The sequence below is a fragment of the Pseudonocardia sp. CA-142604 genome, assembly GCF_050948475.1.
GTDB classification, from domain to species: domain Bacteria; phylum Actinomycetota; class Actinomycetes; order Mycobacteriales; family Pseudonocardiaceae; genus Pseudonocardia; species Pseudonocardia alaniniphila.
In genome coordinates, this window is the sequence record NZ_CP192045.1 from 7,640,508 (window position 1) to 7,661,759 (window position 21,252).

The following is a 21,252-nucleotide window of genomic DNA, read 5'->3' on the forward strand; positions in this document are numbered from 1 at the left end:
CCGATGTCCCTGGGGACGACGTCAGCGCTTGGCCGCATCCGCCATGTCGTGCATGCCCCTCCCCGGGTAGCCGTAGGCGTCGCGCACCGCCTTTCCCCAGGGCCGGAGGATCTCCACGAGGGTCGGGAGATCGTCACCGAGGGCGTCGACGATCGGGCGGCACTGCCGGTCGGTGGCCTCCTCGACCGCCTCGCGCTGGGCGCGGCCCTCCTCGGTCAGTGCCCCGTCGGCCACGAGACCGCGGCTCGCCAGCCGCTCGTACGCTGCGTCGAGCTGCTCGTCGGTCCACGCCCGCGAACGGACGTAGGTGCGCATCGGCATCCCCCAGTACGCCTCGCTGAGCAGGCCGATCTCCGTGGCGTCGAAGCCCGCTGCCGTCCAGGACGCGATGTGCGCGTCGCCGCGGTACTCACGCAGCATGTCGCCGAGGCGCCAGACGTCGCCGACCGGATCACCGGGCAGGCCCACGGACCGGAGCCCGCTGAACAGCGGCCTGCCCTCGGGACGCAGCGGCTCGACGGCCCGGTCGAGCAGGGGCCGCGCCTCGTCGATGCGGTCGGGGCGCTCCCCCAGGATCCGGACGAGCTGCGCCGTGGCACCGCGCGTGCGCGCATCGGAGATCGTGGCGGAGTCGGTGAGCGTCCATCCGTACCCCACGGCCTTGACCACGACGTCGGGGTTGAACACCCCGAACGCAGCGGCCACCACCTCACCCGGCACCTGGCCCAGCAGCGATCCACGGCTGCAGAAGTACGCGGGCCCATCGGGTGCGGCAACGCCCTTGTTCGTTGCCGGGCTACCGCTGAATCCGAGCGCGGCGTAGGCCTCGTGACACTCCGGTGCGAAGTACACCTGTCCGGTCACAGGCTCGAGGGCTCCTGCTAGTGCGCGTGCTGCGGGGGTCAACCCGGCCTCCTGTGGTCGCGATCATCAGTGATCTGCCGAGCGCGGCGAAGAGTCGCGCTGCTCTCATGATCTGATCGTGTTGCGGCAACGCTTATCAACCCTTGATCCGGCAGCGCCCGTTGCCACGATGCTCAGCAAGGAGTCCGCGCCATGCCCGAGCGCACCGTCGCCGTCAACGGCATCGAGATGCACGTCGTGGACGAAGGCACCGGGATGCCGGTGATCTTCTCCCACGGGTTCCCGGAGCTCGCCTACTCCTGGCGCCACCAGATCCCCGCGGTCGCCTCGGCCGGCTACCGGGCGATCGCCCCTGACCAGCGGGGATACGGCCGGACGTCGGCCCCGGAGGGCGTCGATCAGTACGACATCCTGCATCTCAGCGGTGATCTCATCGCCCTGCTCGACGAGCTCGGCGAGGAGAAGGCCGTGTTCGTGGGCCACGACTGGGGTTCGATGGTCGTCTGGCAGACCGCGCTGCTGCACCCCGACCGCGTTGCAGGGGTGTGCGGGATGAGCGTGCCGTTCGTGCCGCGATCTCATCGGCCGCCCACGGAGCTCTGGCGGGCCGCATTCGGCGAGTCGTTCTTCTACATCCTCTACTTCCAGGAGCCCGGCGTCGCCGACGCCGAGCTCGGCGCCGATCCCGCCCGCACGATGCGGCGGCTGCTCGCCGGCCTGCGCACCGACAACGAAGCCGACGGGATCCTGCGCAACGACAACGACGGCCGCGGCTTCCTCGACCGCCTCCCGGAACCGCAGGAGCTGCCGAGCTGGCTGCAGCCTGCCGAGCTGGAGCACTACGTGCAGGAGTTCCGCCGCACGGGCTTCACCGGCGGCCTGAACTGGTACCGCAACTTCGACCGCAACTGGGAGCTCACCCCGCAGCTCACGGGCGCGCGCGTCGCGATGCCCAGCTTCTTCATCAGTGGTGCGCTCGACCCGGTGCTGGTGATGAGGCCGCCCGCCCAGCAGGACGAATGGCTGGCCGACCACCGCGGCAGCGTCATCATCGACGGTGCCGGTCACTGGGTGCAGCAGGAGGAACCCGACCAGGTCAACCGCGCGCTGCTCGGGTTCCTCGACTCGATCAGCCGGTAACCACGTCACCGGCCGCGCCCCGGATCACACCCGGATCCGGGGCGACGGCGGCCGGGGCGACGGCCTGTGGGGACGGGAGCCTGCGCAGCCACAGTGCCAGCCCCAGCGCCGCCACCAGCAGCCCGCTGACGTAGACCGCCACCCCGAACCAGCCCGCGTCGTCGTACGCGATGCCCCCGACGGCTCCGCCGATGCTGCTGCCCAGGTAGTAGGCGCACAGGTACAGCGAGGACGCCATGCCGGGAGATCCCCCCGGCAGGAGCGTCGCGCGCCTGCCGACCCAACTGCTCGCCAGCGAGTGGGCGCCGAAGAACCCGACGGTGACGAGCAGGAGCCCGGCCAGCACGGCGAACAGGTTGTCCGGCACGGTCACCCAGGCACCGAGCACGCCGACGAGCGTCGCACCCCACATCACCTTGCGGCGCCCGAGCCGGTCGCCGAGGCGGCCGGCCGTCGTCGAGGCCCATGTGCCCGCGATGTAGCCGAGGAAGATCAGGCCGACGAGCTGGGCGGGCAGGTCGAACGGCGCGGCGAGCAGCCGGAAACCCAGGTAGTTGTAGACGGTCACGAACGCGCCCATGACCAGGAACCCGACGCCGAACAGGCACAGCAGGCCGGGGTCGCGCAGGTGCACGAAGGTCAGCGGAGTCAGCTCGCGGAACCGCACCCGGGGCGGCGCCTCGGCGACGGCGGGCGGGAGCACCAGCCGGAACGCCACGGTGCAGATGATCGACACCACGCCGATCACACCGAGGCCGATCCGCCAGCCCGCCACGTCGGCCACGGCACCGGCGATCAGCCGTCCGGACAGGCCGCCGAGGGTGTTGCCCGCGATCATGAGCCCGATGGCGCTGCCGAGCCATCGCGGGGCCACTTCGCGCGTCATGTGGGACATCGCGAGAGCCGGGAGCGCGGCGATCGCCACGCCCTGCAGCGCGCGAATTCCGACGAGGGCGGGGAAGTTCGGAGCCAGAGGTGCGAGCACGCCCAACACGGCGGTGGTCGCCAGCGCGATCGTCATCACTCGTACCCGGCCCCACGACTCGGCCAGTGTGGAGAGCGGGACGACGGCGATGGCGAGGGCCCCCGTCGTGGCGGAGAGGGCCAGGCTGGACGTCGACGAGGACAACCCGAACTCGGACGCGAGCGTCGGTAGCAGCCCCTGCACGCAGTAGACCAGCACGAACGTGGCGAGGCCCGCGCACCACATCGCCGCACCCAGCCGGCGGTAGCCCGGGGTGCCGCGCTCGTGTCCGCTACCGCGACCGGGGACCTGTGGGACCGCGGAGGTGGCCGGGGACGAAGGGGGAGAGGAAGTCGTTGCCATCGCTATCTAAGCTAGGCCGCCCGATCTCATGCGTCCAATGCATGTTCGGGAGAGCCATAATGCAGTTATGGATGGACCGTGGGCACTCGCAGTCGCACCCCGTCTCGCCCAGTTCGTCGCCGTCGCACGGGCCGAACACATGACGCACGCCGCGGAGGAGATCGGCGTCCCGCAGTCGACGCTCAGCCGCAGCATCGCGCGGCTGGAGGCCGATCTCGGGGTCGGGCTGTTCGTGCGATCAGGCCGGACGGTGCGGCTCACACGAGAGGGACGCACGCTGCTGCGCCATGCCGAACGAGCGCTGGGCGAGCTCACGGCGGCCGGCCGCGAGATTCACGGCGACGCCGACGAGCTGCACGGCCGGATCGGCCTGGCGTTCCTGACCACCCTCGGAGTGGCGGCCGTCCCACGGCTGCTGCGCGACTTCCGCGCCACCCACCCGGACGTGCGCTTCACCCTGGTGCAGGGCCCTCACCCACTGCTGCTGGAGCGGCTGCGTTCCGGAGACGCCGATCTCGCCCTCACCTCCCCCCTGCCGGACGAGCCGGGGCTCCTCGCCGAGCCGCTCGACGAGGAGGAACTGCGGCTCGCGGTGCCGGCCGACCATCCCCTCGCCACGCGCCGCGAGGGCGTCGCGCTCGCCGAGGCGGCCCGCGAGCCGTTCATCGGCTTCCAGAGGGGCCTCGGCATGCGCGGCACCGTGGATGCGTGGTGCCGCGAGGCCGGGTTCGTCCCGCGCGTGGCCTTCGAGAGCGGCGACGCCGAGACGCTGCGCGGGCTCGTCGGGGCCGGGCTCGGGGTGGGACTTCTCCCGATGTCCGTGCACCCGGCCACGCCAGAGGTGGTCGAGCTGCCGGTCACCACGCCGCGGACCACGCGGACGATCGGCCTCGTGCGGGTGCGTGACCGTCGACTCACCCCACCGGTGCAGGCGCTGGAGACCTTCCTGCGACACCGCCCTCTGATCGGGACCTGATTCCGAACATTCCCGCTTTTCGCCGTTATCCCTACAGAACCGGCATCGACGGAAACGTCGGCCACATATGCTGGAGATCCGTCATGGACCGAGCCAGGAAGACCCTTATGCGCCTTGCCGTACCCGATCTCGTGTCCAATTCCTACTTTCCCGCGATTGCCGCGGTCGAGCTGGGATTCATGCGAGAGGAGGGGCTCGACGTCGAGCTCGACCTGCTGTTCCCGGTCACTGACGCCGTGGCCGCGCTACGTGACGGGGCGATCGACTTCCTGGCAGGCTCCGCGCACGCGCCCGTCTACGCCGACCCGGGCTGGCAGGACGTCCAGCTGCTGGGCGCGCTGGCCCGCAACATGTACTGGTTCCTGGTCGTGCGGCCCGACCTCGATGTCGAGCGGACCACGCTGACCCGACTCGCGAACGTCCGGATCGGCGCCGCACCGGGGCCTGACCTGGGCCTGCGCCGGTTGCTGGCGGCCGAAGGGCTCGACATCGCCGCCGCGGGCGTCACCATCGAACCTGTCCGTGGGGCCGACGCCGGCAACGTCTCCTTCGGTGTCACCGCTGCCCAGGCGCTGGCCGACGGTCGGATCGACGCTTTCTGGGCCAACGGAATGGGCGCCGAGGTGGCCGTACGGCGTGGGGTCGGCCGCGTGGTCGTCGACGCACGCCGGGACGCGAGCCAGGCAGCGCAGTTCACCTTCCCGGCGCTCATGGCGACAAGGCGCACGATCCGTGACGAGCCGGAGGCCACCGCGGCTGCCATGCGCGGCATCGCTCGGGCGCAGTCGGAGCTGCGCGCCGATCCCGGGCTGGCCACCGGCGTCGGCCGGGCCCTGTTTCCGGCGATGGAGGCCGAGCTGATCGCCGAGGTGGTCGCGCGTGACGTCGACTTCTACGAGCAGGCGATCTCGCGGGAGGCCGTCAGCAACCTCGTCGAGTTCACCCGTGCCAGTGGGCTGACCAGCGGCGGCGCGGGCTATGACGACGTGGTCGCGCCTGCCGCGCAGAAGCTGTGGGCCTGACGTCGGCCCGTCACGTCATCGATGTGACGTCTGCCCCGAGGTGCACCGGCGTGCGGAGCATGGCGAACACGACGTGCCTGCGCAGCGTGAAGCCCATGTGCTCGTAGAGCCGGATCGCCGTGGCGTTGGTGCCCGCCGCGTGCAGATACGGCACGTCACCGCGCTCCCGGATCACCGCCCCGACCGCCCTGATCAGGCGCGACGCGAGGCCCCGGCCCCGGTAGTCCGGGTCCGTGCAGACCGCGCTGATCTCCGACCAGCCCGGCGGCCGGAACCGCTCCCCGGCCATCGCGACGAGCGCACCGTCGATGCGAATGCCCAGGTAGGTGCCCATCAGGCGGGTGTTGGGTTCGAACGGGCCCGGCTGGGTGCGGGCCACGAGGTCGACCATCTCGGGCACGTCGGCGGCGCCCAGCTGCACGGCCTCGGGATTCGGCCCCACCTCGACCGCGGTGCCGACCATCTGCACGCCCTCGCCCCCTCGGTACTCCCAGCCCTCCGGAGGAGTGCGCGGCGCCCCGCTGATCACCAACTTCTCCCCCGGACCGACGAGGAGGGCGAGGTCGGCCCAGTCGTCGGCGTCGGGCTCGCTGGGAAGCGCCGCGAACCGTGCCACGTCCGGTCGGTACCGCGCCGTCCGTCCCCGACGTTCGGCGAGGTCTGCCTGCGGTCCGGTGATCGCCGCCCATACGGAGTTGTCCAGGGGATGTTCCGCCACAGCCGGAGCAACCGATTGATGGCCTGATCAGTTCCCTTCGGGTGTGTGAGATCAGTCGGTGTGGTCCGGTGCGATCCGGTGAGCGAGGCGCAGCAGCGCCCCCCACGCCAGCTCATCGGCGTCCTCGTCGGCCAGATCATCCTGTGCGGTGCCCTCGAGCTGGCGGGCGGTGTGCTCACACACGTCAGGCGGAGGCACCACGAGCTCCCCACCGGCCTGTGCCGCGATCTGGATCTGGCACGCCCGCTCGAGGTTGAGCATCCGCAGCAGGGCCTTACCCGCGGTGCTCCCCACCGTCAGCAGCCCGTGGTTGCGCAGGATCAGCGCAGGGTGCGGGCCGAGGTCGGCGACGAGCCTGCGCTGCTCGTCGCGGTTGAGGGCGACACCCTCGTAGTCGTGGTAGCCGACCCGCTCGTAGAACTCCAGGGCGTGCTGGCTGATCGGGAGCAGGCCGCCGGCCTGGGCAGCCACGCCGACCCCCGCCTTGGTGTGGGTGTGCAGCACGCACATCGCATCCGGACGCGCGGAGTGCACGGCACTGTGGATCACGAACCCCGCCGGGTTGACCTGGTAGGGCGTCGGCGACACCTGACGGCCGTCCAGGTCGACCTTCACCAGCGACGACGCCGTGATCTCCTCGAAGAACAGCCCGTAGGGGTTGATCAGGAAGTGGTGCTCGGGCCCCGGTATGCGCAGCGAGATGTGGGTGAAGATCAGGTCGGTCATCCCGAAATGGGCCACGAGCCGGTAGACGGCGGCGAGCTCACGACGCAACTCGACCTCCGTGCGCCCGCCGGGTTCACCCGTGGCGGCTCGGCCAGGCTCGGGGAGCGTGGAGGTCACGGCGCCACCGCCGCGCGCTCGCCCATCGCGCACAACAGTTCGTAGCCGACGTGCGCCGCGGCGATCCCCGTGAGCTGCGCGTGGTCGTAGGCGGGCGCCACCTCGACGATGTCGGCCCCCACGAGGTTCAGCCCGCCGAACACGCGCAGCGCCGCCAGCAGTTCGCGACTGGTCATCCCACCGGCCTCGGGCGTGCCGGTGCCGGGAGCGTGTGCGGGATCGAGCACGTCGATGTCCACCGAGACGTACACGGGCCGGTCGCCGACCCTCGCCCGGATCCGCTCCAGCACGCCGCGAATGCCCTCGGCCTCGATGTCGGGGCACGTCACCGTGGCGAAGCCCAGCCGCGCGTCGGCGTCGAGATCGACGGCACCGTAGACAGGACCGCGGATCCCGACGTGCAGACAGGCCTCCGCGTCGAGCAGCCCCTCCTCCGCCGCCCGCCGGAACGGGGTGCCGTGCGTGTAGGGGGCGCCGAAGTAGGTGTCCCACGTGTCGAGGTGGGCATCGAAGTGCACCAGCGCGACGGGGCCGTGGCGGCGCGCGACCGAGCGCAGCAGCGGCAGCGCGATGGTGTGGTCGCCCCCGATCGTCAGCAGCCGCGTACCCGTGCCGAGAAGCGCGTCCGCCCCGCGCTCGATCGCGGTGATCGCCTCGGCGATGTCGAACGGGTTGACGGCGAGGTCACCGGCGTCGGCCACCTGCTGGACGGCGAACGGCGCCAGACCGGTGGCCGGGTTGTAGGGCCGCAGCAACCGCGAGCTCTCCCGGACGTGCGCCGGCCCGAACCGAGCCCCGGGCCGGTAGCTCACACCGGAGTCGAACGGGACCCCGAGCACGGCGACGTCGGCGCGGGTCACCTCGCCGAGGCGCGGCAACAGCGCGAAAGTGGCCGGACCGGCGAAGCGCGGGGTGCGCGAAGCGTCGATGGGCCCGACGTGGCCCGTGGCCGCGTCCAACACCCGGGCGGCGGCCGGCTCCGGAGCGGGGCGGGTCATGCGGCACGCCCTCGCGCGCGGCGGGCACCGATCATGGGGACCTCCGGGGTCTGCGGGAGCAGTGGCAGCCAAGCTAACCCAGGACGGACATCCGGACCTCCCGGGCACGCACTTCCCGAGCGGGGTGGATGAGCGACACGTTGATCCGCACCCATCGAACGAGAGCGCGGCTCGCCCACCTCCCGACCGGGACGGCGTCGGCGTCGGCGTCGGCGTCGGCGTCGCAGGCTCACCCGGGACCTCATGATCAGCGATTGGGAACGCCCAGCCGTGCCATCAGCAGTTCCAGACCCCCAACCGGTGATCATGAAACCGCCGGACCCGCCAGGCCACGAAACGAGCGGCCTGTCTCCCCCGACCTACCGCGTGAAAGTGCCATTCGTCCAACTCACGAGCCACCAGGCTGGCCAGCCCGGCGGGCACCCCACCCGACCGCATGATCAGCAATTGGGGACCCGCAGCCGTGCCACCACCGGTTACAGGGCCCCAACCGATGATCATGAAGCCGCGGACCGGGCGGCTCCACGAACGACCGCCCACCCCGACTCATCGGACGGGAATCCCGCTCGTCCAACTCCCGAGCCCGCGGGCCTGGCGGGCACCCCGGCCGACCGCATGATCAGCAATTGGGGACCCGCAGCCGTGCCAGCAGCAGTTCCCGACCCCCAACCGGTGATCATGAAACCGCGGACCCGCCGACCACCGGAACGAGCGGCCCGCTCACCCAGACCTATCGCGCGAAAGTCCCGCCCGTCCAACCCCCGAGCCGGCTGGACGGCCAGCCAGGTGATTCCCTGCCGGAAGTCATGATCAACGATTGGGGACGCCCAGCCGTGCCAGCAGCAGTTCCAGATCCCCAGCTGGTGATCATGAAACCGCCGGACCCGCCAGGCCGCGAACCGAGCGGCCCGCCCACCCGGACCTATCGCGCGAAAGTCCCGCCCGTCCAACTCCCGAGCCAGCTGGACGGCCAGCCCGGCGAGCACCCTGACTGATCAGCAATTGGGGACCGGGAACGGTGCTATCAGCGGCTACAGGGCCCCAACCAATGATCACGAAACCCCGGGACCGGCCGGGCAGTCGAACGAGCCGCCCGCGCGCCCCGACCCACCGGACAGCAGTCACGCTCGTTCAGATCACGAGCCCGCGGGCCTGGCGGGCACCCCGGCCGACCTCATGATCAGCGATTGGGGACCCGCAGCCGTGCCACCAGCGGTTACCAGGCCCCAACCGATGATCATCAAGCCCGGACCGGGCGGCTTCACGAGCGAACGGCCGCCCACCCCGACCCATCAGACGAGAATCCCGCTCGTTCACCTCCCCCGGCCGCCACGCGGTTAGGGTCGATCCGTGGTGGTCGACGACGAGGGCCGCACCGTGCCCGTTCCTGCTCACGTCCGCCGGGTCGTGTCGATCGTGCCGTCGCTCACCGAGGCGGTGGCGGAGACGGCGCCCGGCCTGCTGGTCGGCGCCACCGACTGGTGCACCCACCCCGCCGATCTCGACGTCACCCGCGTCAAGGGCACCAAGAACCCGGACGTCGCCGCGATCGTCGACCTGGCGCCCGATCTCGTGGTCGCCAACCAGGAGGAGAACCGCCTCCCCGATCTCGACGCCCTGCGCGCGGCGGGCGTCGCCGTGTACGTCACCGACATCCGCACGGTCGACGACGCATTCACGTCCTTGGCGCGGATGCTGGCCGCGTGCGGGCTCGACCGGCCCGCCTGGCTCGACGATGCGCAGGCCGCGTGGGCCGCGCTCCCCGAGCCGGAGCGACGGCGCCGGGCGGTGGTGCCCATCTGGCGGAAACCGTGGATGGCGGTCGGGCGCGACACGTTCACGGGCGCCGTGCTCGCCCGCCTCGGCGTCGACAACGTGCTGGCCGGGCACGAGGAGCGCTACCCGCGCTTCGACCCCACCGCCCTCCCGGAGCACGACCTCGTGGTGCTGCCCGACGAGCCGTACCTCTTCACGGCCGACGACGGCCCCGAGGCGTTCCCGGATGTGCCTGCGGTGCTGGTCAGCGGGCGGTTGCTCACGTGGTACGGGCCGAGTCTCGCGGCGGCGGCCCGCGAGCTGCCGCCGCTGTTCACCGGGTGACCAGCAGCTCCTTCACACCCTCGGCGATCAGGCCCCGGAACACCGTGGAGTCGCGCAGCTCCGGGTCGAAGACCTCCTGCACGGCGAGCATCCGCTCGACGAGCCCACTCTCGGGCCCTGCGGCGGCGGTCCGCAGCCGGTCGGCCAGCGGGTCGTCCAGCGGCAGCGGCCTGCCGAGGGCGTCGCGCTCCCTGGCGACATAGACCATCCACGCCGCCACGGCCAGCGCCGCCCAGCGCGGTTCGGCGCCGGCGCGCAGGCGGTCGCGGACCGTGCCCAGGAGCCGGACGGGCAGCTTCTGGGAGCCGTCCATCGCCACCTGCGTGGTGCGGTGGCGCAGCACCGGGTTGGCGAAGCGGGCGAGCACCGACTGCTGGTAGTCGGCCAGGTCGAGGTCGTCGGGACGGGTGAGCGTGGGCAACGCGTCCTGCGCCATCAGCGCCGTGGCCGCCGCGGAGAGCCTGTCGTCGCGCATGGCCTCGGCGATCGTCGTGTACCCGGCGAGCGCGCCGGTGTAGGCCAGCAGCGAGTGGGTGGCGTTGAGCAGGCGCAGCTTCACCGCCTCGTACGGCGCCACGTCGGCGGTCAGGATGGCGCCTGCCCGGTGCCACGCGGGCACGGGCCCGGCGAAGTCGTCCTCGATCACCCACTGGCGGAACGGCTCGGCCACCACCAGCCCGTCGTCGCGCACGCCGAGCAGTTGACGGGCCTGTGCGCGGTCGTCGTCGGTGGTGGCGGGCACGATCCGGTCGACCATGCTGCTCGGGAACGACACCGACGAGGCCACCCACTCCCGCAGCGGCTCGCCCTCTGCAGAGGGCAGCGCGGCACAGAAGTCCGCCACGAGCCCGCGGACGACCTCTCCGTTGCCCACGAGGTTGTCGCACGACAGCACGGTGATCGCTGCACCGTGCCGCCGATTGCGTTCCTGCAGGCCGCGCACGAGCCGGCCGATCGCCGTGACCGGTGCGCCGGTGCCGGCCAGGTCGGCCTGCACCCCCGCGTCCCGCAGGGCGAGGCTGCCGCTGGGGTCGCGGCGATAGCCCTTCTCCGTGACGGTCAGGGTGACGACGCGGACGGCCTCGTCCGCGATCCGCGACTGCACCAGCTCCGGCTGCTCGCCCGCCGGCACCACCTCGAGCACCGAGCCGACCACACGGACCGAGACGCCGTCGTCGCTTCCCTCGAGCACGCCGTAGAACCCGTCCTGCGGGCCGAGCTGGTCGACGACGGCGCGCGAGCGCTGCGTCACCCCACAGATCCCCCAGTGCCCGACGCCCTCGGCCGCCATCGCCTCCTCGGTGTAGACGGCCTGGTGTGCCCGGTGGAACGCGCCGATGCCGAGGTGCACGATGCCGACCGCGGCGTCGGGGCGCCGGGTGCCGATGTGCACGCCGGGGGCGATCCGGCCCAGGGTCGCCCCGGAGATGCGGGGCACGTCCGTCGTCACGGTTCCGGTGTCTCCTTGACCCGGGCGACCAGCTGTGTCGGGTTGACGAACCGCAGCGCGACGACGAGCAGCACGAGCATCGTCGACGTGTAGATCACGGCCATCGCGTCGACGGACTGCTGCGCCCGGATCCCGGCCGCCGACATCGAGTAGTAGAGCGCGACCACCAGCGTCTGCGAATCGGGGCCGGCGGTGAGGAACGTCAGCTCGAACATGCCCACGGTGCGCACCAGCACCAGGATGGCCGCCGCGAGCATGCCCGGTACGAGCAGCGGGCCGAGCACGCGGACGAACAGCGCGCGCGTGCCGGCGCCGCACATCCGCGCCGCCGACTCGATGCTCGGGTTGATCTGCTCGATGAACGGCGTCATCGTGAGGATCACGAACGGCACCGACGGCACCAGGTTGGCGAGCACCACACCCGAGGCGTTTCCCGCGAAGCCGAACTTGTAGAGCACGGTCGCGAGGGGGATGCCGTAGGTGATCGGCGGCATGAGGATCGGCAGCAGGAACGCGAAGTAGACGATCCTTTTGCCCGGGAACGTGCGCCTGGCCAGCACGTATGCGGCGGGCACCCCGATCAGCACCGAGATCACCACCACGAGCAGCGACACCTGCAGGGTGACGCCGACGACCTGGAGGAGCCCGAACTCCCGCCACGCCGTGCTGTACCAGCCCGTGGTGAAACCGCTCGGCAGCCACGTGCCGAACCACTGGGTGCCGAACGAGCTCACGAGGACGGCGCCGATCACCCCGGCGAGGTTCACGAGGAAGAACGCGACGGCGCCCCAGATCAGCCAGCCCGCCGGACTCGCGACGAGCCGGCGCCGCGGGCGCGCCGAGGTGGTGTCGGCCATCAGCCCTTGCCTCCCGTCGAGCCGGTGTAGAGCCGCGAGCGCCACAGCAGGACGACACCGATGACGATCAGCTCGACCGCCCCCATCACCATCGCGATGGCCGAGGCCAGCGAGTAGTCGTACTGCTCGTAGGCGGCCTGGTACGCGGCGAGGGCGAGCACGCGCGTCTCCCCCGCCGGGTTGCCCACGAGCACCGCCGACGGGAACACGCTGAACGCGAGCACGAAGGCCAGGCAGAACGTGGTGGCGAGGCCGGGGGCGAGCAGCGGCAGCGTGATGTAGCGGAAGCGCTGGCGCCAGTCGGCCCCCAGCGTGGCCGCCGCCCGCTCCAGCGTCGGGTCGATCCCGGACAGGTAGGACAGGATCAGCAGGAACGCGAACGGGAACCCGGTGATCACCAGGGAGAAGAAGACGCCCCAGTAGTTGTTCACCAGCCGCACGGGGTCGTCGATCAGTCCCAGCGACATCAGGATCTTGTTGAACCAGCCGGCCGGGCCGAGGTAGTTCAACAGGCCCTGTGCCGTGAGCACCGTGCCGAGCGTGATCGGGACGACGAGCACGATCGTCAGCAGCCGCTTCCCGCGGAAGCTGCCCCGCATCCGGTAGGCGATCGGCACGGACGCCAGCACGTTGAGCAGCGCTGCGGGCAGCGCCAGCCGGAGTGTGTTCCAGATCGTGCCGCTCTGGTAGGCGTCGGAGAAGAACGCCTGGTAGCTGGCGAGCGGGCCGCCCTCCTCCGGCGCGAAGGACAGCTGCAGGCCGTAGAAGAACGGGTAGAGGAACAGCAGCACCACGAACAGCACCGCCGGCAGGAGCAGGAGCAGGTGCCGGTCGATCCCTCGCTCGGCCAGGCGGTGGCGCAGCCCGGGGTCCTGCTCCCGGCGCTCCTGCCCGGCTGCGCGTTCGGCGATGAGGCTCACGACGGCACCTTCACGACGGCACCGCGGCCACGAGCGGCTCCGGGACGTGCTCACCCGCTGTGAGCGGGTAGATGAGCAGCCGCTGGGGGTCGATGGTCAGGGTGACGGCGTCGCCCGGCGCCAGTCGCTGCTCGGTGCGCAGGTGCAGCGCCCGGCCGTCGGACGTGCGGACCTCCACGGCGAGCTCGCGCCCCTGGTAGCCCACCACCTCCACGATGGCCGGTGTCCCGTCCGGTCCATCTGCCGCGCTCACCAACACGTCTTCGGGACGGACTGCTGCCGCCACTCGGTCCCCGACCGCCACGTCGGCCGTCGCCGTGCCGCGCAGGCGCAGCTCGCCCGCCTGCACCGCGACCTCCGCGCCACTCACGTGCGTGACGTCGACCTCCATGATGTTGCGGAAGCCCATGAAGTCGGCGACGTGCCAGTTCGCCGGCCGGGTGTGCAGCTCCTCGGACGTACCGATCTGCTGCACCCGCCCCTCGCGGAGCACCACGAGCCGGTCGGCGAGCGAGAGCGCCTCCTCCTGGTCGTGCGTGACGTAGACCGTGGTGAGCCCCAGCGACTGGTGCAGCCTGCGGATCTCCGACCGCATCTCCAGCCGTAGCTTGGCGTCCAGGTTGGACAGCGGTTCGTCCATCAGCACGAGCGAGGGCTCCAGCACCACCGCGCGGGCGATCGCCACGCGTTGTTGCTGGCCGCCGGAGAGCTGGCCGGGCAGCTTGCCCGCGTGCTCGTCGAGCTGGACGAGGCTGATCGCCTCGGCGGTGCGGCGCACGACCTCGGCACGGGGCAGCCGCCGCATCTGCAGCCCGAAGGCGACGTTGCGGCGCACCGACATGTGCGGGAAGAGCGCGTAGCTCTGGAACACCATGCCGAACCCGCGCTTCTCCGGAGGCAGCGTGTCGATCCGCCGCTCCCCCTCCGGCCCCCGTTGCCAGATGCTCCCGGTGGTGAGGGGGAGCAGGCCCGCCAGGCAGTTCAGCGCCGTCGACTTCCCGCAGCCGGACGGGCCGAGCAGCGCGATGAACTCGCCCGCTCTGATCGTCAGGTCGAGGTCGACCAGGGCGTCCTTGCCTGCGAACCGGCGTCCCACACCATCGAGCCGAAGTTCGGTGAACGAACCTTCGCTCACCGGCTGCCACCGCCGATCTCGCGGTCCCAGCGGTCGAACGCGGCGACCATGTCCTTCGTGGCCAGCGGGGTGGCGGTGGGGTGATCGCGGATCAGAGCCTCGTACTCGGGACGGCCGAACTGGGCGATCACGTCGCGGCTCTGCTGCGGTGCCATGTCGAGCGTGACGCCCTTGATCGCCGGGCCGGGGTAGAAGTAGCCGGTGTCGTAGGCCTTCGCCTGCTGCTGCGGGGTGAGCATGAACGCGAGCAGCGCGAGCACCGCCGACTGCTTGTCGGCCGAGACACCCTTCGGGATCGCCGCGTAGTGGGCGTCGGTCACCCAGGTGAAGCCGTCGAGCGTGGTGACCTTGTAGTCGGCGGGCACGGTGCCCAGCGCGCGCGGGTTGATGTCCCATCCAGTGGTGCTGACGATGATGTCGTAGGTGCCGTTGGCCAGGTTCTTCATCGTGTCCGCCGTGCCCGACGGGTAGGACTCGATGTGCTTGTTCAGCTCGGCCAGGTAGGCCCACGTCTTCGCCCAGCCGTTCACCGGGTCCTTGGGGTCGGAGTCGCCGAGGATGTAGGGCAGCCCCATCAGGAAGGTGCGTCCGGGCCCGGAGTTGGACGGGCGCGCGTAGCCGACCTTGCCCGGGTGCGCCGCCGCGTAGGCGAGCAACTCGTCGGCGGTGTTCGGCGGGTCGGGCACGCGGTCGGGGGCGTACTCCAGCAGCGGGCCTGACGGGTAGTAGGTGATGACCACGCCCTGGTCGGCGGCCAACTCCTGCATCGCGGCGGCGGGCTCGAGGTAGTCCTTCATCCCCGTCAGCCGATCCGCGAACTGCGGCAGCAGGGGCGTGAACAGGCCCTGCTCGGCGCCCGCGGAAAGCCCGTCGGTGCCGGTGAGCACGAGGTCGATGTTGATGCGCCCGGCGTCCTGCTGGGCCTTGATCTTGCCCGCCATCTCCGGCGCGGCCGCCTTCTCGTACGTGACGCGCGAGACGACGTCCGGGTTCTGCGCCACGAACTCGTCGATCATCCCCTGGGTCAGCTGGAGGTTGCCGGCCACGTCCAGCACGTTCAGGGTCACCGGCGCGCTCGGACGGGCCGGCACCTCCCCCGCAGGCACCTCGGCCGCAGGTGGCCCTCCCGGCGCGCCGCAGGCCGTCATGAGCAGGAGTGCGCAGACCCCGCCCGCAGTCAGAGCGGTGCGCCATTGCATCGTCATCCGGTCGGTCCCTTCATGGAGTGGCCGCCCGGTACAGGACGGCTGGTGGCGGGGGCGACACCGGTGGTGGCGCGCACGATGAGCTGGGCGGAGAGCTCTCGATCAGGAGCCGGCGATTCGGCGGTGCCCTCGGCGAGCAGCGAGAGCAGCAGGACGACGGCGGCCCGGCCCGCCTCCCACTTGGGAATGGAGACGGTGGTGAGGGCCGGGTGGGTCATCGCCGACATGCTGATGTCGTCGCAGCCCAGCACGCTGATCTCGTCGGGCACCGACACCTGACGCGCGCCCAGCCGGCTCAGCAGCCCCAGCGCCACCACGTCGTTGTAGGCGATCACCGCTGTCGCTCCGGACGCCAGTGCCAGATCGGCAGCGGCGACACCACCCTCGAACCGCGGCGGGAAATGGCCGAGGTGCACGAGATCGCTGCCGGTGTCCTCCGCGCTCTGGTGCAGTCCCCGCTCCCGCTGGCTGTTCGACCAGGACGTTCGCGGCCCGGCGACGTAGGCGATCCGCCGATGGCCGAGCGCGGACAGGTGCTCCACCGCCTGCCGCATCCCGTCCGCGTTGTCGACGGTGACGCTCGGGCGCCCCTCGATGCGCCGGTTCATGAGGACGACCGAGCTGTCCACGCCGGCGCGGGCAAGATCGTCGTCGGGGGAACGGGGCGAGCAGAGGACGATGCCGTCGACCTGTCGGTTGAGCGCCCGCAGCAGCTCGACCTCGGCGCTCGCCTCCTCGTCGGTGTCGGCGATGAACAGCGAGTAGTCGGCCCCTCGGGCCGCCGCCTGCACGCCCTTGACCACGGACGAGAAGAAGGGGTTGGACAGATCGGGAACGATGAGGCCGAGGTTGCCGGTGCGACCGGTGATCAGCCCGCGGGCCGCGCGGTTCGGCTGGTAGCCGAGTCGGCCGGCCGCTTCCAGCACCCGTGCCCGGGTCGCCGGATTCACCAGCTCCGGCATCGAGAGGGCGCGCGAGACCGTGGACTGCGAGACGCCCGCGGCCGAGGCGACATCACGGATGGTGGGGGCCAACAGCGTCCCTCCGTCATCAGGTCGTCTCACAGGGTGAATCGCCGTGAGAGTGTGAAACCGTTTGTTGCCCCACGTCAAGGCCCACTTTGCCCGTGGCGGCGCTTGCCAATCGATGCTGTGTATTGCAATCCTTTTCAGACCGATTGGAGGCTAGATGCGTCCCCTGCTGCTCGATGACGACCGAGCCCTTCCCGCCGACCCCGCGACGCGATCCGTGGCGCGGGAGGTCTACCACGCCACGCGTGATCTCCCGCTGGTCTGCATGCACGGGCACGTCGACGCCGGCGTGCTGGCGCAGGACCGGTCCTTCCCCGACCCGGCCGGCCTGTTCGTCGTGCCCGACCACTACCTGCTGCGCATGCTCGTGTCGCAGGGGGCCGAGCTGCGCGATCTCGGCGTCGCCGCCGGCGACGGTCCCGTCGAGACCGACCCACGTGTGATCTGGCGGCGCTTCTGCGCGGGATGGCATCTCTTCCGGGGTACGCCGACGCGGTACTGGCTGGAGCACGAGCTGCACGAGATCTTCGAGGTGACGGTGCAGCCCGGCGAGGACACCGCCGACGAGCTGTACGAGCACATCGCCGAGCGCCTCGCCAAGCCCGAGTTCCGGCCGCGGGCCCTGTTCGAGCGGTTCGGCATCGAGGTGCTGGCCACCACCGACTCCCCGCTCTCGACGCTGCCGGACCACGCCGTCCTGCGCGAGCAGGGATGGGGAGACAAGGTGGTGCCGACCTTCCGCCCCGACGCCCTCCTGCACCTCGACCGCCCGACGTGGACCGCCGACGTCGACCAGCTGGCCGAGCTGACCGGCATCGACACGGGCTCCTACACCGGATTCACCGACGCGCTCCGCGCGCGCCGCCGCGCGTTCGTCGAGGCGGGGGCGATGGCCACCGACCACGGGCACCTCGGCACCGACACCACCCCGCTGTCCGCCACCGAGGCCGCCCGGGTGTACTCCGCGGCGCGGGCCGGCCACGTCGAGCCGGCCGACGCCACCGCGTTCGCCGGCCACATGCTGCACGAGATGGCCCGGATGAGCTGCGAGGACGGGCTGGTGATGCAGGTGCATCCCGGCGTGCTGCGCGACCACGACCCGGCCGTGCACGCCCTCCACGGTCCGGACCAGGGCTTCGACATCCCGGTAGCCACCGAGTTCACCCGCGCACTGCGCCCGCTGCTGGAGTCGTTCGGGCGCGACCCCCGCTTCCGACTCGTGGTGTTCACAGTGGACGAGACCACCTACTCACGCGAACTCGCCCCACTCGCCGGCGTCTACCCGGCGATGCGGCTCGGCGCTCCGTGGTGGTTCCTCGACACGCCGGACGGCATGCGCCGATTCCGCGAGGCCGTCACGGACACCGCGGGCTTCTACAACACCACGGGCTTCGTCGACGACACGCGCGCGTTCCTCTCCATCCCCGCCCGCCACGACCTGGCCCGTCGGGTGGACGCCGGCCACCTCGCCCGTCTGGTGGCCGAACACCGTCTAGGCCTGGACGAGGCGCTGGAGACGGCGGTGGACCTGGCCTACAACCTCCCGAAGGAGAGCTACGCACGGCGGTGAGCTGGACGAGCGGCACTTCGGCCCCGGTAGGTCCGGGACGAACGCGCCGCTCATACACCTGGAGGGGGCACGCGGGGGCGAGAGATCGGCGCGTTCTCGCGTAGGCCTGGGCGAGCGCGCCGATCGTCCGCCCCTGGGCTGCCCCAGTGCTCAACCGGAGCTCCACCCAGGAGAGAGCACCCGAATCCGAGTTGAACGAGCGGCGCATCCGCACGAGGTCTGGACGAGCGCGCCGATCGTCCAGCCTGGGGCTGCCCCCGCCCAGTCGGAGCTCCGCCGGGCGCCGGCGAACAGCGAATCGGGGCTTGAACGAGCGGCGCGCTCGATAGGTGTGGACGAGCGGGCCGCACGCCCACCGACCCGCCCCGGCCCGGCCCGGCCCGGCCCGGCCCGCGAAGCCATGATCACCAGACCGGGCCCCACAACCGATGACACGACTCCCCGACCCCAAACGCTGATCATGAAAGCGAACCTCGGGCAAGGAGGGCAGCCACCCCGCTCCGGCTCCGACGAGTGGCCCATCCGCGAGATAGATCCGGACGAGCGGGCCGCTCACGCACCGGCATGCCCGCCCCGCGGACTCATGATCATCAGATCGGGCCCCGCGACCGCCGATTAGGGCGTGTCCTGCAAGTCGGTGCGCAGCCATAACACGATGGCGGCGATGATGATCTCGGTGCGGTAGTAGGCGGCGCGTTTGGCGTAGCGGGTGGCGAGTGCGCGAAATTGCTTGAGTCGGTTGAAGCAGCGCTCGACCACGTTGCGGCCTGTGTAGATGGCCTGGTCGAACGCGGGTGGGCGACCACCGTGGGAGCCCTTGGCGCGGCGGCGCCGGATTTGGTCGCTGCGCTCAGGGCTGGTGAATGCGATCCCACGCTGGCGCAGCGCGGCGCGGGTCGAGGGGTGGGAGTAAGCCTTGTCGGCCAGCACCCGATCAGGCCGGGTCCGTGGTCGGCCGGGTCCGTCCCGTCCGACCGTGACGTGGTCGAGCAGCGGGAGCAGTTGTGGGTTGTCCCCGGCCTGTCCCGGAGTGAGGATCACCGACATCGGCAGGCCGCGACCGTCGACGGCGAGGTGGATTTTGCTGGTCAGTCCGCCTCGGGATCGTCCGAGGGCTTCGCCGTCGATGGCGAGGTGCTCGACCCAGTCGGTGGCGCATCCCCTTTTTTACGGGCTCCAGCGGAATGCTGGTGGGCCCGTACGGAGCTGGAGTCGATGCTGAAGGTCCACTCCACGTTGCCGACCGAGTCGTCTTTGACGATCACTTCGTCGAGGATGCGTTCCCAGGTGCCGTCCGCGGTCCAGATCCGCAGCCGTTCGTGGGCGGTCTTCCAGGGGCCGTAGCGTTCGGGCAGGTCCCGCCACGGCGCCCCGGTCCGCAGCTTCCACAGGATCGCGTTGATCACCTGCCGGTGATCACGCCATCGCCGACCCCGGCCCGTGACCGGTGGCAGCAACGGCTCGATCCGCGCCCACGCCTTGTCAGTCAGCTCCCCACGGCCTACCACCCGAGCATGATCATCTACCGCAGCTCACGACCCTTACAGAACACGCCCTAGACGGCTACCGGGCCCGAAACGCTGATCATGGAACCCAAGATCACCAGATCGGACCCCGCAACCGGCGATAGCACGGCTCCCCGGCCCCAAACGCTGATCATGAACGGCCCGCCCCGGCCCACGCTCCAACGAACGGCACGACCACGCGATAGATATGAACGAACGGGCCGCTCGTTCGTCCGCCCGCCCGGCTCAGCCCCCGCGGCTCCGGCCCGGCCTGCGGCTCATCCCGACTGCCTGGCCCCTCGCGGCTCGGTCCCGCCAGCCCGGCCCCGCCGACGGCGTGGCCCGCCCGCGGCTCAGCCCGGCCCCACGGCCGCAACCCACTCGGCCCGCAGCTCGGCCCGCGGGTCGCGGCCGGGCCCCAGCTCGGGCCACCCTTGTTCACCCGGCGCCGCTCCGGCGCGATAGGTCCGGACAGGTGTGCCGGGTGCGGTCGCGGGCTCAGCGCACCTTGATCCGGGCGTCGCCGGGCTTGCCGTACTCCTCGTGGAGTGCGGGAAGCAGTTCGCGCTCGGCGAAGGTGAGGAAGTCCGGCTGCGTTTCACCGCCCACCTGCACGAGCGCGACGTGTGTGAACCCTGCGGCGACGAACGGCCGTACCGCTTCGACGTGGGCCGCCACGTCCGGGCCGCAGGTGAGCCCCTCGGCCACGTCTTCCTGCCGTACGAACCGGGTGGCGGAGGCGAAGGCCGCGGGGCCGGGCAGCTCGGCGTTGACCTTCCAGCCGCCGGCGAACCAGCGGAACTGGTCGTGGGCTCGCGCGACCGCCTCGTCGGGGTCGGTGCCCCAGCAGATCGGCTGCTGACCGATCTTGGGCAGTGTCATGCCCGCGGCCTCGTCGAAGTGCTGCACCAGGTCCGGGCGCGGTTCGACCGCCACCATCGCGTCCGCCACCGGAGCGAACGACTCGATCGACTGCCGTCCGGAGACCGCGACCGCGATCGGGACGCCCTCGTCCGGGACGTCCCAGAGCTTCGCCGAGTCGACCCGGTAGTAGGTGCCGCTCCGGTTGACGTAGTCGCCCGTGAACAGCTCCCCGATGATCTCGACGGCCTCCCCGAGCATCTCGTGCCGCACGTTCACCGGGGGCCAGCCCTGGCCGATGACGTGCTCGTTGAGGTTCTCGCCCGCGCCCAGGCCGAGGACGAAGCGCTCCCCGCCTGCCAGCAGGGCCACGGTGGCCGCATTGTGCGCCACGACGGCCGGGTGGTAGCGCATGATCGGGCAGGTCACATAGGTCATCAACGGCACACGTTCGGTGGCCGCCGCCACCGCTCCGAGCACCGGCCAGGCGTTGGGCGCGTGGGCCTGCGAGTCGAGCCACGGGAAGTAGTGGTCGCTGATCACTTCGAAGTCGAAGCCGGCGTCCTCGGCGGCGACGGCATCGGCGACGAGCTCACGCGGCCCGCGCTGCTCGCACAGTAAGGAGTAGCCGAAGGCGACCATGACGTCCTCTCGGTCGTGGAGTGGTCGCAATGCGGGTACCCCGGTAACCATGATCTACCCGGCCACCTGCCCGGTCTCACCGCCGCAG

The 21,252-nt window shown here is 71.2% G+C and carries 18 protein-coding genes; 5 read left to right on the forward strand and 13 right to left on the reverse strand.

Translation table 11 applies throughout. The features are described from left to right. Nucleotides 1-21: 21 nt before the first annotated feature. Nucleotides 22-906: an SCO6745 family protein gene (locus ACQPZQ_RS34490; protein WP_433287872.1), complete on the reverse strand. Its 885-nt coding sequence runs from the start codon at nucleotides 904-906 to the stop codon at nucleotides 22-24. 150 nt (nucleotides 907-1,056) lie between these two features. Here ACQPZQ_RS34490 and ACQPZQ_RS34495 point away from each other — a divergent pair, with 150 nt between their 5' ends. Next, complete coding sequence (locus ACQPZQ_RS34495) at nucleotides 1,057-2,004, forward strand: alpha/beta fold hydrolase (RefSeq protein WP_433287874.1); 948 nt, start codon at nucleotides 1,057-1,059, stop codon at nucleotides 2,002-2,004. Here ACQPZQ_RS34495 and ACQPZQ_RS34500 read toward each other — a convergent pair. After that, nucleotides 1,994-3,331, reverse strand: a complete 1,338-nt coding sequence (locus tag ACQPZQ_RS34500; protein WP_433287875.1) for an MFS transporter — start codon at nucleotides 3,329-3,331, stop codon at nucleotides 1,994-1,996. The two genes, ACQPZQ_RS34495 and ACQPZQ_RS34500, sit on opposite strands and share 11 nt — an antisense overlap. Nucleotides 3,332-3,398: 67 nt before the next feature. Between ACQPZQ_RS34500 and ACQPZQ_RS34505 the strand changes: the two genes are divergently transcribed. Next, nucleotides 3,399-4,307: a LysR substrate-binding domain-containing protein gene (locus ACQPZQ_RS34505; protein ID WP_433287877.1), complete on the forward strand. Its 909-nt coding sequence runs from the start codon at nucleotides 3,399-3,401 to the stop codon at nucleotides 4,305-4,307. Between the two features lie 83 nt (nucleotides 4,308-4,390). Further along, nucleotides 4,391-5,329 carry an ABC transporter substrate-binding protein gene (locus ACQPZQ_RS34510; protein WP_433287879.1) on the forward strand — a complete coding sequence of 313 codons (939 nt, stop codon included), beginning with the start codon at nucleotides 4,391-4,393 and terminating at the stop codon, nucleotides 5,327-5,329. Between the two features lie 10 nt (nucleotides 5,330-5,339). On the opposite strand, the gene ACQPZQ_RS34515 is transcribed toward ACQPZQ_RS34510, so the two are convergent. The 3 genes from ACQPZQ_RS34515 to speB all read right to left on the reverse strand — a co-directional run bounded on the left by ACQPZQ_RS34515 (nucleotide 5,340) and on the right by speB (nucleotide 7,888). Beyond that, nucleotides 5,340-5,945: a GNAT family N-acetyltransferase gene (locus tag ACQPZQ_RS34515; protein WP_433287881.1), complete on the reverse strand. Its 606-nt coding sequence runs from the start codon at nucleotides 5,943-5,945 to the stop codon at nucleotides 5,340-5,342. A 153-nt stretch (nucleotides 5,946-6,098) separates the two neighbouring features. Further along, entirely contained in the window at nucleotides 6,099-6,890 is a 792-nt protein-coding gene (locus ACQPZQ_RS34520) for a class II aldolase/adducin family protein (protein WP_433287883.1), read from the reverse strand. After that, nucleotides 6,887-7,888 (reverse strand): agmatinase, encoded by a 1,002-nt coding sequence (speB, locus tag ACQPZQ_RS34525; RefSeq protein WP_433287885.1) that lies wholly within the window; start codon nucleotides 7,886-7,888, stop codon nucleotides 6,887-6,889. The genes ACQPZQ_RS34520 and speB overlap by 4 nt, the downstream gene beginning before the upstream one ends. A gap of 1,353 nt (nucleotides 7,889-9,241) precedes the next feature. Between speB and ACQPZQ_RS34530 the strand changes: the two genes are divergently transcribed. Then, entirely contained in the window at nucleotides 9,242-9,988 is a 747-nt protein-coding gene (locus tag ACQPZQ_RS34530) for a helical backbone metal receptor (protein WP_433299493.1), read from the forward strand. Here the strand turns inward: ACQPZQ_RS34530 and ACQPZQ_RS34535 are convergent. From ACQPZQ_RS34535 to ACQPZQ_RS34560, 6 genes are read right to left on the reverse strand one after another with little or no spacing between them, the layout of a single operon-like run. Continuing rightward, nucleotides 9,978-11,438, reverse strand: coding sequence for a mannitol dehydrogenase family protein (locus ACQPZQ_RS34535; RefSeq protein ID WP_433287887.1), 1,461 nt, complete (start codon nucleotides 11,436-11,438; stop codon nucleotides 9,978-9,980). The genes ACQPZQ_RS34530 and ACQPZQ_RS34535 overlap by 11 nt on opposite strands. Next, complete coding sequence (locus ACQPZQ_RS34540; RefSeq protein ID WP_433287889.1) at nucleotides 11,435-12,295, reverse strand: ABC transporter permease; 861 nt, start codon at nucleotides 12,293-12,295, stop codon at nucleotides 11,435-11,437. The genes ACQPZQ_RS34535 and ACQPZQ_RS34540 overlap by 4 nt, the downstream gene beginning before the upstream one ends. Continuing rightward, entirely contained in the window at nucleotides 12,295-13,215 is a 921-nt protein-coding gene (locus ACQPZQ_RS34545) for an ABC transporter permease (RefSeq protein ID WP_433287891.1), read from the reverse strand. Before ACQPZQ_RS34545 ends, ACQPZQ_RS34540 begins: the two co-directional genes overlap by 1 nt. 10 nt (nucleotides 13,216-13,225) lie before the next feature. Beyond that, nucleotides 13,226-14,350 carry an ABC transporter ATP-binding protein gene (locus tag ACQPZQ_RS34550; protein ID WP_433287893.1) on the reverse strand — a complete coding sequence of 375 codons (1,125 nt, stop codon included), beginning with the start codon at nucleotides 14,348-14,350 and terminating at the stop codon, nucleotides 13,226-13,228. Further along, nucleotides 14,347-15,555 (reverse strand): extracellular solute-binding protein, encoded by a 1,209-nt coding sequence (locus tag ACQPZQ_RS34555; protein ID WP_433287895.1) that lies wholly within the window; start codon nucleotides 15,553-15,555, stop codon nucleotides 14,347-14,349. The genes ACQPZQ_RS34550 and ACQPZQ_RS34555 overlap by 4 nt, the downstream gene beginning before the upstream one ends. Then, nucleotides 15,552-16,589, reverse strand: coding sequence for a LacI family DNA-binding transcriptional regulator (locus ACQPZQ_RS34560; protein WP_433287896.1), 1,038 nt, complete (start codon nucleotides 16,587-16,589; stop codon nucleotides 15,552-15,554). Before ACQPZQ_RS34560 ends, ACQPZQ_RS34555 begins: the two co-directional genes overlap by 4 nt. A 154-nt stretch (nucleotides 16,590-16,743) precedes the next feature. Between ACQPZQ_RS34560 and uxaC the strand changes: the two genes are divergently transcribed. Further along, nucleotides 16,744-18,156, forward strand: coding sequence for a glucuronate isomerase (gene uxaC / locus ACQPZQ_RS34565; RefSeq protein WP_433287898.1), 1,413 nt, complete (start codon nucleotides 16,744-16,746; stop codon nucleotides 18,154-18,156). Between the two features lie 615 nt (nucleotides 18,157-18,771). Here the strand turns inward: uxaC and ACQPZQ_RS34570 are convergent. Together ACQPZQ_RS34570 and ACQPZQ_RS34575 are read right to left on the reverse strand one after the other, a co-directional pair. Then, nucleotides 18,772-19,664, reverse strand: a protein-coding gene (locus tag ACQPZQ_RS34570) for an IS5 family transposase (RefSeq protein ID WP_433287900.1) whose coding sequence is annotated in 2 segments (ribosomal slippage) — nucleotides 18,772-19,289 and nucleotides 19,289-19,664 — 894 coding nt in all. Because the reading frame shifts where the segments join, the coding sequence is not laid out codon by codon here. Nucleotides 19,665-20,159: 495 nt separating this feature from the next. Beyond that, on the reverse strand, nucleotides 20,160-21,164 hold the full coding sequence (locus ACQPZQ_RS34575; protein WP_433299495.1) for a TIGR03557 family F420-dependent LLM class oxidoreductase: 1,005 nt from the start codon (nucleotides 21,162-21,164) through the stop codon (nucleotides 20,160-20,162). Nucleotides 21,165-21,252 lie beyond the last annotated feature (88 nt).

Bases quoted from the DNA above. Each gene is read 5' to 3' on its own strand.
- ACQPZQ_RS34540 (WP_433287889.1), bottom strand. From the start codon at position 12,295: ATGGCCGACACCACCTCGGCGCGCCCGCGGCGCCGGCTCGTCGCGAGT.
- uxaC (WP_433287898.1), top strand. From the start codon at position 16,744: ATGCGTCCCCTGCTGCTCGATGACGACCGAGCCCTTCCCGCCGACCCC.
- ACQPZQ_RS34500 (WP_433287875.1), bottom strand. From the start codon at position 3,331: ATGGCAACGACTTCCTCTCCCCCTTCGTCCCCGGCCACCTCCGCGGTC.
- ACQPZQ_RS34575 (WP_433299495.1), bottom strand. From the start codon at position 21,164: ATGGTCGCCTTCGGCTACTCCTTACTGTGCGAGCAGCGCGGGCCGCGT.
- speB (WP_433287885.1), bottom strand. From the start codon at position 7,888: ATGACCCGCCCCGCTCCGGAGCCGGCCGCCGCCCGGGTGTTGGACGCG.
- ACQPZQ_RS34505 (WP_433287877.1), top strand. From the start codon at position 3,399: ATGGATGGACCGTGGGCACTCGCAGTCGCACCCCGTCTCGCCCAGTTC.
- ACQPZQ_RS34495 (WP_433287874.1), top strand. From the start codon at position 1,057: ATGCCCGAGCGCACCGTCGCCGTCAACGGCATCGAGATGCACGTCGTG.
- ACQPZQ_RS34555 (WP_433287895.1), bottom strand. From the start codon at position 15,555: ATGACGATGCAATGGCGCACCGCTCTGACTGCGGGCGGGGTCTGCGCA.
- ACQPZQ_RS34510 (WP_433287879.1), top strand. From the start codon at position 4,391: ATGGACCGAGCCAGGAAGACCCTTATGCGCCTTGCCGTACCCGATCTC.